General features: G+C 67.0%; 14 protein-coding genes. 11 read left to right on the top strand and 3 right to left on the bottom strand.

Features of this window, described 5'->3' with window-relative positions; translation table 11 throughout:
- Window positions 1–227 precede the first annotated feature (227 nt).
- The 5 genes from FGS76_RS04715 to FGS76_RS04735 all read left to right on the top strand — a co-directional run bounded on the left by FGS76_RS04715 (window position 228) and on the right by FGS76_RS04735 (window position 5,182).
- Complete coding sequence (locus tag FGS76_RS04715; protein WP_138771480.1) at window positions 228–1,787, top strand: OpgD/OpgG family glucan biosynthesis protein; 1,560 nt, start codon at window positions 228–230, stop codon at window positions 1,785–1,787.
- Window positions 1,784–2,038, top strand: coding sequence for a hypothetical protein (locus FGS76_RS04720; protein ID WP_138771481.1), 255 nt, complete (start codon window positions 1,784–1,786; stop codon window positions 2,036–2,038). Before FGS76_RS04715 ends, FGS76_RS04720 begins: the two co-directional genes overlap by 4 nt.
- Window positions 2,035–4,134 carry a glucans biosynthesis glucosyltransferase MdoH gene (gene mdoH / locus FGS76_RS04725; protein ID WP_138771482.1) on the top strand — a complete coding sequence of 700 codons (2,100 nt, stop codon included), beginning with the start codon at window positions 2,035–2,037 and terminating at the stop codon, window positions 4,132–4,134. Before FGS76_RS04720 ends, mdoH begins: the two co-directional genes overlap by 4 nt.
- 86 nt (window positions 4,135–4,220) lie before the next feature.
- Window positions 4,221–4,598 (top strand): CBS domain-containing protein, encoded by a 378-nt coding sequence (locus tag FGS76_RS04730; RefSeq protein WP_170214398.1) that lies wholly within the window; start codon window positions 4,221–4,223, stop codon window positions 4,596–4,598.
- Window positions 4,599–4,636: 38 nt separating this feature from the next.
- Complete coding sequence (locus FGS76_RS04735; protein WP_138771484.1) at window positions 4,637–5,182, top strand: DUF805 domain-containing protein; 546 nt, start codon at window positions 4,637–4,639, stop codon at window positions 5,180–5,182.
- A 135-nt stretch (window positions 5,183–5,317) separates the two neighbouring features.
- On the opposite strand, the gene FGS76_RS04740 is transcribed toward FGS76_RS04735, so the two are convergent.
- The 3 genes from FGS76_RS04740 to FGS76_RS04750 form a co-directional block, all read right to left on the bottom strand.
- On the bottom strand, window positions 5,318–6,298 hold the full coding sequence (locus FGS76_RS04740; protein ID WP_138771485.1) for a malate dehydrogenase: 981 nt from the start codon (window positions 6,296–6,298) through the stop codon (window positions 5,318–5,320).
- 158 nt (window positions 6,299–6,456) lie between these two features.
- Window positions 6,457–7,500: an AraC family transcriptional regulator gene (locus FGS76_RS04745; RefSeq protein ID WP_138771486.1), complete on the bottom strand. Its 1,044-nt coding sequence runs from the start codon at window positions 7,498–7,500 to the stop codon at window positions 6,457–6,459.
- A gap of 128 nt (window positions 7,501–7,628) precedes the next feature.
- A complete protein-coding gene (locus FGS76_RS04750; RefSeq protein ID WP_138771487.1) occupies window positions 7,629–7,949 on the bottom strand; it encodes a poly(hydroxyalkanoate) granule-associated protein in 321 nt (106 codons plus the stop codon).
- A gap of 125 nt (window positions 7,950–8,074) precedes the next feature.
- Here FGS76_RS04750 and FGS76_RS04755 point away from each other — a divergent pair, with 125 nt between their 5' ends.
- From FGS76_RS04755 to modC, 6 genes are read left to right on the top strand one after another with little or no spacing between them, the layout of a single operon-like run.
- Window positions 8,075–9,601 carry a carboxylesterase/lipase family protein gene (locus FGS76_RS04755; protein WP_138771488.1) on the top strand — a complete coding sequence of 509 codons (1,527 nt, stop codon included), beginning with the start codon at window positions 8,075–8,077 and terminating at the stop codon, window positions 9,599–9,601.
- A 60-nt stretch (window positions 9,602–9,661) separates the two neighbouring features.
- Window positions 9,662–9,994 (top strand): BolA family protein, encoded by a 333-nt coding sequence (locus FGS76_RS04760; protein ID WP_138771489.1) that lies wholly within the window; start codon window positions 9,662–9,664, stop codon window positions 9,992–9,994.
- A complete protein-coding gene (gene trhO, locus FGS76_RS04765; protein ID WP_138771490.1) occupies window positions 9,991–10,929 on the top strand; it encodes an oxygen-dependent tRNA uridine(34) hydroxylase TrhO in 939 nt (312 codons plus the stop codon). The genes FGS76_RS04760 and trhO overlap by 4 nt, the downstream gene beginning before the upstream one ends.
- A 7-nt stretch (window positions 10,930–10,936) precedes the next feature.
- Window positions 10,937–11,662 (top strand): molybdate ABC transporter substrate-binding protein, encoded by a 726-nt coding sequence (gene modA, locus FGS76_RS04770; protein WP_138771491.1) that lies wholly within the window; start codon window positions 10,937–10,939, stop codon window positions 11,660–11,662.
- Entirely contained in the window at window positions 11,659–12,339 is a 681-nt protein-coding gene (gene modB / locus FGS76_RS04775; protein ID WP_138771492.1) for a molybdate ABC transporter permease subunit, read from the top strand. The genes modA and modB overlap by 4 nt, the downstream gene beginning before the upstream one ends.
- A gap of 12 nt (window positions 12,340–12,351) precedes the next feature.
- Window positions 12,352–13,398 (top strand): molybdenum ABC transporter ATP-binding protein, encoded by a 1,047-nt coding sequence (modC, locus tag FGS76_RS04780; RefSeq protein ID WP_138771493.1) that lies wholly within the window; start codon window positions 12,352–12,354, stop codon window positions 13,396–13,398.
- The last annotated feature ends 10 nt before the right edge of the window (window positions 13,399–13,408 follow it).

Genomic DNA, 13,408 nt, shown 5'->3' on the forward strand with positions numbered 1-13,408 from the left:
GCTACTGTCACGGCAATTTCGCGGCTGAAGCCGCTCCTACCGCATAGCCCCGTAGGAGCGGCTTCAGCCGCGGTCCCCCCACGTGAACGTTTTGCGAAAATTTATAGTTTCCCGGGGCTCACCGCGAGCCAGTTGGTTGTCCGCCGTATAGGATGTGTCGGATTATCTTGCGGGACGGTCGCCGCGATGGTGATGCCTGCATCTTGTGTGCTCAAGGGGTGGAATACATGGAGCGTTGTCGTGGCTGGCTGGTGCTGTTGCTGGCATTGATGTGCTGGTCATTCTCGGCCCGGGTCTCGGCCCAGGGTTTCGGCTTTCAAACCGTGATCGACAAGGCCAGGGAACGGGCGGGCGAGTCCTACCAGGCGCCCACGCCGGTGCCGCAGTTTCTCCAGGATCTGTCCCAGGAGCAGTATCAGGGCATCCGTTTCAAATCCGAGGACAGCCTGTGGCGGGAGAGCGGCTCCCGTTTCCAGGTGTCGATGATGTCACCGGGGCTGTATTTCAAACACGCGGTGAAGCTGAACGTGGTGGACGCCCAGGGCGTCCATGATCTGGCCTACGACAAGAACAGTTTCACCTACACCAGCGAGGAACTGGCGCGCCGGGTGCCCGCCGACCTGGGCTATGGCGGTTTCCGTATCACCTATCCGGACTCGCAGGCGGAAAACGGCCGCCGGGCGTTCATGGTGTTCGCCGGCGCCAGCTACTTCCGCGCCATTGGCAAGAACAACCATTTCGGGCTTTCCGCCCGGGGCATCGCGGTGAACACCGGGCTGCCCTCCGGTGAGCAGTTTCCCTCCTTCACGGAATTCTGGCTGGTCCGGCCCGATGCCAAGGCCGACACCCTGACCCTGTACGCGCTGCTGGACGGCCGCAGCCTGACCGGCGCCTACCAGTTCGATATCCGCCTCGGCGACGCGGCGGTGATGGACGTGAAATCGCGCCTGTTTATCCGCAACGACATCGAGAAACTGGGCGTCGCGCCGCTCACCTCCATGTTTTTCTACGGCGGCAACACCGCCCGCCCGGTGGGCGAATGGCGGCCCCGGGTGCACGATTCCGACGGCCTGCTGATGCACGACGGCACCAGCGGCGAATGGCTGTGGCGGCCGCTGCTCAATCCCAAGAACCTGAAGATCGATTATTTCAGCGCCGGCCAGGTGCAGGGTTTCGGCCTGATGCAACGGCAAACCCGCTTCGACGATTTCCAGGACTTCGCCGCCCATTACCATGAGCGACCCAGCGCCTGGGTCCAGCCCAAGGGCGAGTGGGGCAAGGGCCGGGTATCCCTGGTGCAACTGCCCTCCAACAACGAAATGAACAACAACATCGTCGCGTTCTGGAGCCCGGACGAGCCGGTGCGCCAGGGGCAGACGCTGGCCTATGACTACCAGCTCAAGGTGGGCGCGCCGTCGATCAGCGGCAGCGATCGGGCCAGCGCGGTGAAGACCTTCGTTGGTGACGGCAACCGTGCCGGCGGCGGCAATGTGGAAGGCGCCTACCGCATCGTGGTGGATTTCGCCGGCGGACCGCTCCAGGGCGTCACCGAAGGCGCGCCGGTGACCAGCGAGGTGATCGCCGAGGGCGATGGCGAAGTGATCGAGCATTTCGTGGAATATCTGGCGCCGGTGGATCGCTGGCGGGTGTCCATCCTGGCGCGCCCGGCCGCCGACAAGCCCCTGGCCCTGCGTGCTTTCCTGAAGAAGGGCGAGGACACGGTGTCGGAAACCTGGTCCTATGAGATCCCGGTGAACAACGACATCCTGGGCGGAGATTCCCGATGACCGACAACATCGTAGAGGACGCCCTGGGCCGGGTGCTGGCCTATCTGCGGCTGTCCGGTGTGAGCGTGGACACCGACACCACCCGGGCCGCCCTGCGGCTGGTGGATGACACCCTTGAAGCCGGCGAGGAGGGGCTGCTGGAACGGCTGATGGCCGCCGTGCCGGAGCGCTTCGGCCTGGATCAGCCGGCGCCGCCGATGCTGGCGCCGCCGGTGCACCACGGCTCCATTCACTACCCGCGGCGCCCGTGAGCACAGCGACGACGGACACCGCCGGCCCACGCCGCCGCCGCTGGAAGGCGGTGGCGGTGCTGCGCCGCGCCACCCTGATTTTGCTGGTGCTGGCGCAAACCCTGGCGGGCCTCTATGGCATGCAGTCGGTGCTGCCGTACCACGGCGGCAATCTGCTGGAAAAGGGCATCCTGTTTCTGTTCGCGGTGCTGTTCGCCTGGATTTCGGTGGGCTTCTGGACCGCCTTGCTGGGCTTCTGGCTGCGCCGTCGGGGCGGCGACCCCTGGTCCCTGGTGCGCCGCTACGACGCCGCCACCGTGGCCGCCACGCCGCTGGCCCGCACCGCCGTGGTGATGCCGATCTACAACGAGCCGGTGGACCGCACCCTGGCCGGCCTGCGCGCCACCATCCAGTCCCTGCGCGACACCGGCGAGCTGGAACATTTCGACTTCTATCTGCTGTCCGACAGCCGCGACGCGCAACAATGGCTGGAGGAGCGCACCGGCTGGTACCGGCTGTGCCAGGAGCAGGGCCTGCAGGGCCGCCTGTTCTACCGCCACCGGCCGGTCAACCTCAACTTCAAAAGCGGCAACGTGGCGGACTTCCTGCGCCGCTGGGGCAAGGACTACGAGTACATGGTGGTGCTGGACGCGGACAGCGTCATGGGCGGCGCCACCCTGACGCGCATGGTGCGCCATATGGAGCTGGCGCCCAAGGTGGGCATCCTGCAAACCAGCCCGTCGCTGATCAACGCCCACTCCGCCTTCGCCCGTTTTCAGCAGTTCGCCAACCGGGTCTACGGGCCGCTGTTCACCGCCGGGCTGGCCGGTATTCAGTTGGGCGAGGCGGCCTACTGGGGCCATAACGCCATTATTCGCTGCAAGCCGTTCATGGAGCACTGCGGCCTGCAACACCTGTCCGGTTTCGGCCTGTTCCGGGGCCCGATCATGAGCCACGACTTCGTGGAGGCCGCCTACATGGGCCGCGCCGGCTATGAGGTATGGATGGAGCCGGAGCTGGACGAAAGCTACGAGGAATCGCCGCCGACCCTGGTGGACGAACTGACCCGCGACCGGCGCTGGGCCAAGGGCAACCTGCAACACGCGTGGCTGTTTCTGTTCGCGCCTAAGCTGCGTTTCGCCCACCGCATGGCGTTTCTCAACGGCATCCTGTCCTATCTGTCTTCGCCGATCTGGCTGGCCTTTCTGATTCTCACCAGCATCGAGGCCACGCGCCTGACGCTGTGGCCCATCGACTATTTTCCCGAGCAGCAAAACAGCATGTTTCCGGCCTGGCCGGAATGGCACCCGCACTGGGCGGTGGGCCTGATACTGAGCACTTTCTTTTTGCTGTTTCTGCCCAAGTTCCTGGCCATTGCCGACGTGCTGCTCAGTGGCCGGCGGCGCCAGCATGGCGGCGCCTGGCGGTTGTTCGCCTCGGTGTGCCTGGAACTGCTGGTGTCCATGCTGCTGGCGCCGATCCGCATGCTCACCCACAGCCGCTATGTGCTCGGGGCGCTGTTCAATCTGTCGCTGCACTGGGGCGGCCAGAACCGCACCGACGAGACCGGCTGGCGCGAGGCCTTCGTCAGCCACGCGCCGGGCACGCTGCTGGCGGCGGGCTGGGCCGGCCTGGCCCTGTGGCTGGACCCGTTCTTTTTCTTCTGGTCGTTGCCGGTGGCCCTGCCGCTGATTCTGGCGGCGCCCACCTCGGTGGTGCTCAGCCGGGTGGCCCTGGGCGAGGCGTTACGGCGCCGGCGTTTGCTGCTTACCCCGGAGGAGCAGCGGCTGTCTCCCCAGGTGGACGCCATCGCCGATCCCCGGCCGCTCAACCCGGGCGCCCTGAGCGCCTTCGACGCGGCGGTGGTTGACCCGGACCTGAACCACCTGCACCGGGCCCTGGCGCGCCGCCGCCGCTGCCTGGAACCGGAGGCCCGGGAGGAATGGCTGCAACGCTGCATCCAGCACGGGCCCGAAGGTCTCAACCGGCGCCAGCTCAATGCGCTGGCCCGGGACGGCGAGGCCCTGGCGCGCCTGCACCGGGCCGCCTGGGTGGCGCCGCCGGACAGCTATTGGGGCACGCGTATCGGACTGGTGAAGCGGCGGGATTATGGGTAGGCTTTCGACATTCCCATAAAAACGCTTCAAAGGATGAAGCCATGAACGATATGCGACCCGGTTTGGCTGAACCGGTCAGGGATTGCATGAAGCCGGATCCCTTTTCTCTTTCCCCCGTTATGTCCGTCCATGACGCCGCCCGGGCGCTGCTGGCCCGTGACCTGTGCGGTGCGCCGGTGGTGGACGAGCGGGGCGTGCTGGTGGGGATGTTTTCCGAGGCCGACGCGCTGAAAAGCACTTTGGATGCCGACTATCATGGCGCCGGTGCCGGCTGCGTGGCGGACTATATGAGCCGTGAAATCCTGGGCGTGGCGGTGTCCGCCACGGTTCAGGAAGCAGCGGAAATGCTCTTGCGCCATCACCGGCGGATTCTGCCGGTGGTGCAAGGTCCGCGGCTGGTGGGGCAACTTAGCCGCGGGGATGTGCTGCGCAGGGTGGTGCCGACGAGGGCGGCGCCACCCTGACGTGGTGTTCTATGATTCAGTAAAACCAAGGGAAGATCATGAACCAACCTTATCAATCCCCCGAGGCCGATCTGGGGACGGCCGCCGTGGAGACCTACCAGCCACGCATGTTCCAAACCACCGGCCGGCTGGGACGGGCACGCTACTTCGTCTACGTGATGGTGTTCACCATGATCCTGTACGCGATCATGGGCCTGGCCATGGCGGCCGGATTCAGCGTCGATCCGTCCGGCGGCACGATGATGATTCCGATGATCCTGGTGGTGGCGGTGCTGTCGATTTTCCTGGCCGTGATGAGCATCATCTACGGCATCCGCCGTCTCAATGACATGAACATGAGCGGCTGGCTGATTCTGTTGATCTTCGTGCCGATCGCCAACTTCGTGATCGCCATCATGCTGCTGTTCGTGCCCGGCTCCAAGGGCGCCAACAATTACGGCCCCAAACCGGCTCCCAATGGCTCGGGGGTGATCATCGCCCTGGTGGTATTGCTGGTGCTGTTTGTCGGCGGCTTTATCGGCATGGGCGCCATGATGGGCTCCATGAGCGGTGGCATGGACCCGTCCATGTACCAGAATTACTGATCGCCGCGAACCGCACGTAGGAGCGGCTTCAGCCGCGATAAAGCTGTCGGTTCCCCGCAAGGCGTGAAACAAAAAAAGGCTCCCGCGAAGGGAGCCTTTTTTTATCGCTGGTTGCCGCCGAGGCGGCCAGCGGAGTTACGGCAGCAGGTGTTGCACCGCGTCCCGTTCCTCGGCCAGCTCGGTCTCGGTGGCGGTCATGCGCTCACGGGAGAAGTCGTTGACTTCCAGACCCTGAACGATTTCCCAGTCGCCGTTCTTGCACACGCAGGGGAAGGAGTAGATCAGGCCTTCCTGAATGCCATAGGAGCCGTCGCTGTAGATGCCCATGGACACCCAGTCGCCTTCGTCGGTGCCCAGCGCCCAGGAGCGCATGTGGTCGATGGCGGCGTTGGCGGCGGAAGCGGCGGAAGACGCACCGCGTGCCTTGATGATGGCGGCGCCGCGCTGTTGCACGGTGGGGATGTACTCATCCGCGTACCAGCTCTGATCCACTTGCTCGGCGGCATTCTTGCCGTCCACTTCGCAGTGGTGCAGATCCGGGTACTGGGTGGAGGAGTGGTTGCCCCAGATGGTCATCTTCTTCACGTCGTTGACGGTCTTGCCCAGCTTCTCGGCCAGCTGCGCCATGGCGCGGTTGTGGTCCAGGCGGGTCATGGCGGTGAACTGACGGGGATCGATGTCCGGCGCGTTGCGCTGGGCGATCAGTGCGTTGGTGTTGGCCGGGTTGCCCACCACCAGCACCTTGATGTCGCGGCTGGCCACGTCGTTGATGGCCTTGCCCTGGGCGGAGAAGATCGCCGCGTTGGCTTCCAGCAGATCCTTGCGCTCCATGCCCGGACCGCGCGGACGGGCGCCGACCAGCAGGGCGTAATCGGCGTCCTTGAAGGCCACCTTGGCGTCATCGCTCTGCACGATGCCGGCCAGCAGCGGGAAGGCGCAGTCGTCCAGCTCCATGGCCACGCCTTTCAGCGCTTCCAGGGCGGGGGTGATTTCGAGCAGCTGCAGGATAACCGGCTGGTCCTTGCCGAGCATGTCGCCGGAGGCAATACGGAACAGCAGGGAGTAGCTGATTTGGCCAGCGGCGCCGGTCACGGCTACGCGTACGGGTGCTTTCATGAACAATCTCCTAACTGGAATTCGGGAGAACTAAAGTGACTGAAACCTGGGGAGCCTCTGAGCAATGGCGATGCCCGATGAGGGGGCAGGGTCCCGGACGGCGCGTATTATAGAGTAGCGGCGGGGCGAGCGCACGGATCGTCGCCCGCCGGCACGATTCAGGGCGACGGAGCGTCCCGGTGATGCTCCCGATAATGCACCGGCGTGACTCCGAACCAGCGCTTGAAGGCCCGGTTGAAGGCGCTCTGTTCCGAATAGCCCAGGTCCAGGGCGATCTGGTTCACTGAGCGGTCGCTGTGGCGCAGCCAGTCGCAGGCGAGCCGGCGGCGTTCGTCTTCCAGCAGGGTGGAGAAGTCGGTCTGTTCGGCGCGCAGGCGCCGGCGCAGGGTCCAGGGTTTGACGCCCAGCCGTTCGGCGATGGGTTCCAGTTGCGGGATGCCCTTGATCAGCCGTTGCTGGATTTCCAGGCGTACCTGCTCAAGCAGGTTGTCGCGGGCGCGGTACTGGGTCACCGCGCGTTGCACCCGGGAGCGGGCCAGGCGGTGGACCTCCGGGTCCGCGTCGCGCAGTGGCCGGTCCAGCACCCCGGCGTCCAGCACCACCGCGTTGAGTGTTTGGCCGAAGTGGATGGGGCAGCGGAACACGCGGCGGTATTCGTCGTCCTGGTCGGGGGCGGGGTGCACCAGGTGCACCGCCAGCGGGTCGTGGTCCTCGCCGAGAATCCAGCGGCCGAACACCACCGCGCCGGCCAGGGTGGCGTCCACCCGGTGACCGCTGAGCGGGGAGTTGTCCAGGGTGTCCCAGATCAGCCATAGATCGTCGTCGCGCCATTCGAAGCGCAGTTCAAAGAATTCCGAGGTGACCCGGGTGAAGGGGATCATCAGTTCGATGGCGTCGCGCAGGGTGGCGCTGGACATGCTGGCGTAGCCCAGTTCGCCCATGAAGCGTGGGCGGATGCCTTCGCCCATATGCAGGCCGAACAGCGGGTCGCCGCTGCGGGTCACGGCGTGCTCCAGCAGCCGTTGTTCGACTTTGAGCGGCAGGCGGGCGTGGGGCGATTCCAGGTCCGCTTCGCTGACGCCCAGCCGCACCAGGGCATCGCTCAGGTCGACGCCGGCGTGCAGGGCGGCATCAAGCAGGTGCTCGACCCAGAAGGAGGCGACGGTGAGGGAGCCGGAATGGAGCGGCGCTGCAGGGGCCATGGGCGCTTTTCTTATTGGTGCCAGCCAGCGGAGGCTGTCAGCAAACGACAAACCGCCTGTTTAAGTCAATGACAGCAATCATCGACAGCGCCATCATCGGCCGGGCCAAGGCCGGCCCGGCCGGTGTTTCAGGTTTTTTGTTCGCGGGCCAGTTTGTTGACCTTGCGGCTGATGCGGTTGAGTTTCTTGTCCAGGCTCTCCATTTCCTCGCGGGTGGGCAGGCCCAGGCCGTGGGCCAAGCGCACGCGCCATTCGTCCAGCGGGCTGTCCTGGCGGGCGGCGGCGTTCTTGCCGGTGCCCTTGGCCTGCTCGGCGCGTTTGCTCTCGCCGGTTTCCACCAGATCGCGGAACCAGGCGCGACCGGATTCCGTCAGTCGATTGATCGCGCCCAGCGCGGCTTTGTTAAGCTTGTCGGCGGCGGTGTTCAGATCATTCAGGGTCTCGTTCATGGGAAGGGCCTCCTTTTCCAAATGAAGTAACAACGAGGGTACCGGCGCGCCACCGGCTATTCGTTGGTATTGTTCGACAATTACACAACCTGTTCCGGCCCGGCCGGACCTTTGGGAGATCAGTTATGCGAGTCGTTTTGCCCCAGGGCAGTTATCAATCGGTGGCCGGTGACGGTGTCCGGGAATTCCGTGGCGTGCCGTTCGCCCGGCCGCCGCTGGGTGAGTACCGGTTCAAGGCGCCCCAGCCGCTGCCGGACAGCGACGACGAGCACAACGCGGACCGTTATCCGACCCCGTCCCTGCAAATGCGTAATCCGGCCATGGGCATTGATGAAAGCGGTGAGGACTGCCTTTATCTGAATCTGTGGGTGCCGGAAGGGGAGGGGCCGTTCCCGGTGATGCTGTGGTATCACGGCGGCGGTTACACCGCCGGTTCCGCCTCCCAGTTGCTGTACAGCGGCGCCCGCCTGGCCGCCGACCAGAAGGTGATCGTGGTGAACGCCGCCTACCGGCTGGGTGCCCACGGTTTCGGCGACTTCAGCGCCCTGGCGCCGGAGCTGGAGGCGGACACCAACCTGGGGCTGCGTGATCAGGTGGCAGCGCTGGAGTGGGTGCACCACCATATCGAGGCGTTCGGCGGCCGCCCGGACCAGGTGACCATCTTCGGCGAATCCGCCGGCGGCTTCAGTGTCGCCACCCTGATGGCCACGCCCCGGGCGCGGCCCCTGTTCCAGCGCGCCATCGTGCAGTCCGGCGGCGGCGACTTCGTGCTCGCCCAGGAGGAGGTGGCCAAGGTCACCCGCGCCTTTGTCGAGGCCCTGCCCGGCGAGGGCGGCGCCGCCGAGCGGCTGCGCGCGGCGGACGCCAAAACCTGGGTCAAGGCCCAGGGCCAGGCCCTGCGCACCCTGGTGCGGCGCGGCCTGCGCGACACCACGCCGCAGTTCGCCATGAACTTCCTGCCGATGGTGGACGGCGATCTGCTGCCGGGGCTGCCGGTGGACGCCATCGCCGCCGGTGAGGCGGCGGACATCGCGCTGATGGCCGGCGTTTGCCGCGACGAGTATCATTTCTTCCAGTACGCCGGGCCGCTGGCCGGCTTCCCCAGCGTGGAGGAGCTGCGTGGCTACGACGACGAGGAAATCCTGCGCCGCTTTGAGCGGGCGCTGCCCGGTAACGGTGAGCGCGCGCTGGCCCACTACCGGCGCACCGTGACCCCGGACCCGGCGCGCAGCAACATGGACTGGTTCTCCGCCATGGAGAGCGACCGCCTGTTCCGCGTTCCCACCCTGCGTCTGCTGGATGCCCAGGCCGCCCATCGGGCCGACACCCGGGGCTATCAGTTCACCTGGACCAGCAACCAGTTCGGCGTGCCCATGGGCGCCTGCCATGTGATCGATGTGCCGTTCGTGTTCGGTGTCACCGACACCGTGCCGGGGCAGTTTCTCACCGGTGGCGGCGAGCAGGCGGCGGCGCTGTCCGCCCGGGTGCGCGCCGATTGGGGCGCCTTCGCCCGGGGCGAGACCCTGGACGGCCCGGCCTGGCGGGAACGCCGCACGGTGCGGCAGTACGGTCCCGGGGATGCCGAGGCGGCGCTGTTCGACGCCGACGATGAGGCCCTGTGGGCGGACCTGATCCCGGCACCGCGCGATTAGCGCGGTACCCAAAACCCGTTATGTACCATAGAATATAGCCCGTAATGAAGGAGCACCCCCATGACCGTGGCCCAGGCCATTGAAAGCAAGGTGCGCGATGCCTTGCCCGTCGCTCACCTGCAACTCGACAACGAAAGCCACAAGCACGGCGTGCCGCCCAACTCGGAGACCCACTTCAAGCTGGTGCTGGTGTCCGAGGCGTTCCAGGGGCAGATGCCGGTGCGCCGCCATCAGACCGTCTACGGCGTGCTCGCCGAGGAAGTGGCCGGGCCGGTGCACGCCCTGGCCCTGCACCTGTTCACGCCGGCGGAATGGCAGGCCCAGGGCGGCGAGGTGAGCGCCTCGCCGGATTGCCTGGGCGGCAGCAAGAACGACCCGGAGTTCGGCCAATGAGCGGTACCATCGTGGTGGCGGCGCTGTACCGCTTCACCCGCCTGGAAAACTTCGAGGCCCTGCGCGAACCCTTGCTGGCGCTGATGGAGCGCCACGATGTGAAGGGCACCCTGCTGCTCGCCCACGAGGGCATCAACGGCACCGTCTCCGGCCACCGCGCCGGCATCGACGCGCTGGTGGCCTGGCTGCGCGCGGACCCGCGCCTCAGCGATCTGGAGTACAAGGAATCGTTCACCGACGCCCACCCGTTCCTGCGCAGCAAGGTCAAACTCAAGCGTGAGATCGTCACCATGGGCGTGGAGGACGTGGACCCCAACCGCAGCCGCGGCACCTACCTGGAAGGCGAGGACTGGAACCGGGTCATCGCCGATCCGGAAACCCTGGTGATCGACACCCGTAACGACTACGAGTACGAGGTGGGCACCTTCGAGGGCGCGCTGAACCCGAACACCAAGAGCTTCCGGGAATTTCCGGACTATGTGCGCGAACATCTGGACCCCGGCCGGCACAAGCGGGTGGCCATGTTCTGCACCGGCGGCATCCGCTGCGAGAAGTCCACCGCCTACCTCAAGGAACAGGGCTTCGACGAGGTCTATCACCTTAAGGGCGGCATTCTCAAATACCTGGAAACCGTGCCCAAGGAACAGTCCCTGTGGCGCGGCGAGTGCTTCGTGTTCGACGAGCGGGTGACCGTGGACCACGACCTGAAGCCGGGCGCCTACGACCAGTGCCACGCCTGCCGCCGGCCGATCTCGGAGGCGGACAAGGCCTCGCCCCTGTATCGGAAAGGGGTGTCCTGTCCGCACTGTCACGACGAATCCTCGGCGGAGCAGAAAGCCCGCTTCGCCGAGCGGCAGAAGCAAATTGAACTGGCCCGGCAGCGGGGCGAGCCCCATCTGGGCCATGATCCGCGCGAGCACGGGAACAAGGAGTAATCCGCCAATGCGTTTTTTGTTGTTGCTGGCTGGTCTGACCCTGTCGATGGCGGTTTCCGCCGCCGAACCGGTGCGCGTGGCGGTGGCCGCCAATTTCGCCAAACCCCTGGAAACCCTGGTGGCGTTGTACGGCAGGAGTCACCCGGACGCGACCATCGAGATCACGGTGGCGTCCACCGGCAAGCTGGCGGCACAGATTCGCCAGGGCGCGCCGTTCGATATTTTCCTGGCCGCCGACGACCGCCGGCCCACGGAACTGGACCAGGAAGGGCGCGGCGTGGAGGGCACCCGGCGGGTCTACGCCCTGGGCCGGCTGGCGCTGTGGAGCCCCCGGGCCGGGCTGGACCTGGGGCCGGCGTTGCTGGAGAGCGGCGACCTCAGCCCGATTGCCCTGGCCAACCCCCGGCTGGCGCCCTACGGCGCCGCCGGGCAGGCGGTGCTGGACACCCTGAGGCTGCCCGCCTCGGTGAAGGTGGTGCAGGGGGAAAACGTGGGCCAGGCCTATCATTTCGTCAGCAGCGGCGCCGCCCCGGCGGGCTTCGTGGCGTTCAGCCAGGTGCGCGGCGCCGGCGGCAGCCTGTGGCTGCCGGACAGCGGGCTTTACCCGACCATCGAACAGCAGAGCCTGCTGCTCCAGGACCGGGCCGAGACCCGGGCGTTCTATGAGTTTCTGGACAGTGACGCGGCCCGCGCCCGCATCGAGGAAGCGGGCTATGGTGTCGCCCCCCGGTGAGCGTGTCTCCGGCGGATTGGCAGGCGCTCTGGGTCAGCGTCAAGCTGGCGCTGATCAGCACCGCGCTGCTGCTGGTGCTGTGCACGCCGCTGGCCTGGTGGCTGGCGCGCCGCCGCCGGCGCGGCCAGGCGCTGCTGGAAGCGCTGCTGGCGCTGCCGCTGGTGCTGCCGCCCACGGTGCTGGGTTTCTATCTGCTGCTGTGGCTGGGGCCGAACGGCCCCGGCGGTCAGTTGGCCGGCCTGTGGGGCGCCCACAGCCTGGCCTTTACCTTCACCGGCCTGGTGCTGGGCTCGGTGCTCTATTCGCTGCCGTTCGTGCTGCAACCCCTGAAAAACGCCTTCGTGACGGTGGACCAGGACACCCTGGACATGGCCGCCAGCCTGGGCGCCGCGCCCTGGGACCGGTTCCGCAACGTGGTGCTGCCGCTGGCGCGCCCCGGCTATCTGTCCGCGGCGGTGCTGGGGTTCGCCCATACCCTGGGTGAGTTCGGCGTGGTGCTGATGATCGGCGGCAGCCTGGCCGGCGAGACCCGGGTGGCGTCGGTGGCGCTCTACGAACACGTGGAAGTGGGTGACTACGGCCAGGCGCACCGGCTGGCGCTGGTGCTGGTGTTGATGTCGCTGGTGCTGCTGTGGGGCCTGTTCCGCTGGCAGCGGCGGCCGGGAACCCTGACCTGATGAGTGCCTGATATGAGTCTGCAGGTGGATATCAAACTGCAACGGGGTGACTTCCGGCTGGCGGTGAACGGCCGGCTCCCCGAGCGCGGGGTGACCATCCTGTTCGGGCCCTCCGGCGCCGGCAAGAGCAGCCTGCTCAAGGCCATCGCCGGGCTGCAGCCGTGCCAGGGGCTGATCCGCTTCGCGGACCGGGTCTGGCAGGATGAGCGCGACAGCCTGCCGGCCCACCGTCGGCCGGTGGGGCTGATGCTGCAGAAACCCACCCTGTTTCCCCATCTGAGCGTGGCCGGCAATCTGACCTTCGCCGCCCGCCGCTCCGGCGCCGATGCCGGCCGCTGGCGGCAGGTGGTGGCGCTCACCGAGCTGCAGCCGCTGCTGGAGCGCGGCGTGGCCGGCCTGTCCGGCGGCGAGGCCCAGCGCGTGGCCCTGGCCCGGGCACTGCTCACGGAGCCGGATCTGCTGCTGCTGGACGAGCCCCTGTCGGCGCTGGATAGCGACCGCCGCCAGGCGCTGATGGCGGTGATCGCCCGGGTGGCGGAACGGCTGCCGGTGCTGTATGTGACCCACCAGCTGGAGGAGGTGATGACCCTGGGGGATCACCTGTGGTGGCTGGATCAGGGCGGGCTGCGGGAGCAGGGCGAACTCACCGAGCGGCTGGCCGGCCTGCACGGTCCCCTGGCCGCCGGTGGCCAGGCGGCGGTGGTGCTGCACACCCGGCATCGCCATTACGACCCGCAACACCATCTGCTGGAACTGGCCCTGGGCGAGCGGCTGCTGCGCCTGCCCGCCGACGGCCCCCGTGGCGATACGCCCCGTCTCAAGGTGGCGGCCCGGGACGTGAGCCTGGCGCTCACCGCCGCCCGCGACTCCAGCGTGCTCAACATTTTGCCGGCCCGGGTGGACAGCCTGCGCGACCTGGGCCACGGACAGTGCCTGGTGCGCCTGGAATGCGAAGGGCAGTGGCTGCTGGCGCGGCTGTCCACCCTGTCCCGGGACAGCCTGGCGCTGCGGCCGGGCACCCCGGTGTACGCGCAGATCAAGGCCGCCGCCCTGGTGTGAGGGGCAAGGG

The organism is Alloalcanivorax gelatiniphagus (assembly GCF_005938655.1).
Lineage (GTDB): Bacteria > Pseudomonadota > Gammaproteobacteria > Pseudomonadales > Alcanivoracaceae > Alloalcanivorax > Alloalcanivorax gelatiniphagus.

Excerpts from the sequence above, each read along its gene's own strand:
- trhO (WP_138771490.1), top strand. The coding sequence starts at position 9,991 with ATGAGCGGTACCATCGTGGTGGCGGCGCTGTACCGCTTCACCCGCCTG.
- FGS76_RS04735 (WP_138771484.1), top strand. The coding sequence starts at position 4,637 with ATGAACCAACCTTATCAATCCCCCGAGGCCGATCTGGGGACGGCCGCC.
- FGS76_RS04750 (WP_138771487.1), bottom strand. The coding sequence starts at position 7,949 with ATGAACGAGACCCTGAATGATCTGAACACCGCCGCCGACAAGCTTAAC.
- FGS76_RS04745 (WP_138771486.1), bottom strand. The coding sequence starts at position 7,500 with ATGGCCCCTGCAGCGCCGCTCCATTCCGGCTCCCTCACCGTCGCCTCC.
- FGS76_RS04755 (WP_138771488.1), top strand. The coding sequence starts at position 8,075 with ATGCGAGTCGTTTTGCCCCAGGGCAGTTATCAATCGGTGGCCGGTGAC.
- FGS76_RS04715 (WP_138771480.1), top strand. The coding sequence starts at position 228 with ATGGAGCGTTGTCGTGGCTGGCTGGTGCTGTTGCTGGCATTGATGTGC.
- FGS76_RS04740 (WP_138771485.1), bottom strand. The coding sequence starts at position 6,298 with ATGAAAGCACCCGTACGCGTAGCCGTGACCGGCGCCGCTGGCCAAATC.
- FGS76_RS04730 (WP_170214398.1), top strand. The coding sequence starts at position 4,221 with ATGAAGCCGGATCCCTTTTCTCTTTCCCCCGTTATGTCCGTCCATGAC.
- FGS76_RS04720 (WP_138771481.1), top strand. The coding sequence starts at position 1,784 with ATGACCGACAACATCGTAGAGGACGCCCTGGGCCGGGTGCTGGCCTAT.
- modA (WP_138771491.1), top strand. The coding sequence starts at position 10,937 with ATGCGTTTTTTGTTGTTGCTGGCTGGTCTGACCCTGTCGATGGCGGTT.
- FGS76_RS04760 (WP_138771489.1), top strand. The coding sequence starts at position 9,662 with ATGACCGTGGCCCAGGCCATTGAAAGCAAGGTGCGCGATGCCTTGCCC.
- modC (WP_138771493.1), top strand. The coding sequence starts at position 12,352 with ATGAGTCTGCAGGTGGATATCAAACTGCAACGGGGTGACTTCCGGCTG.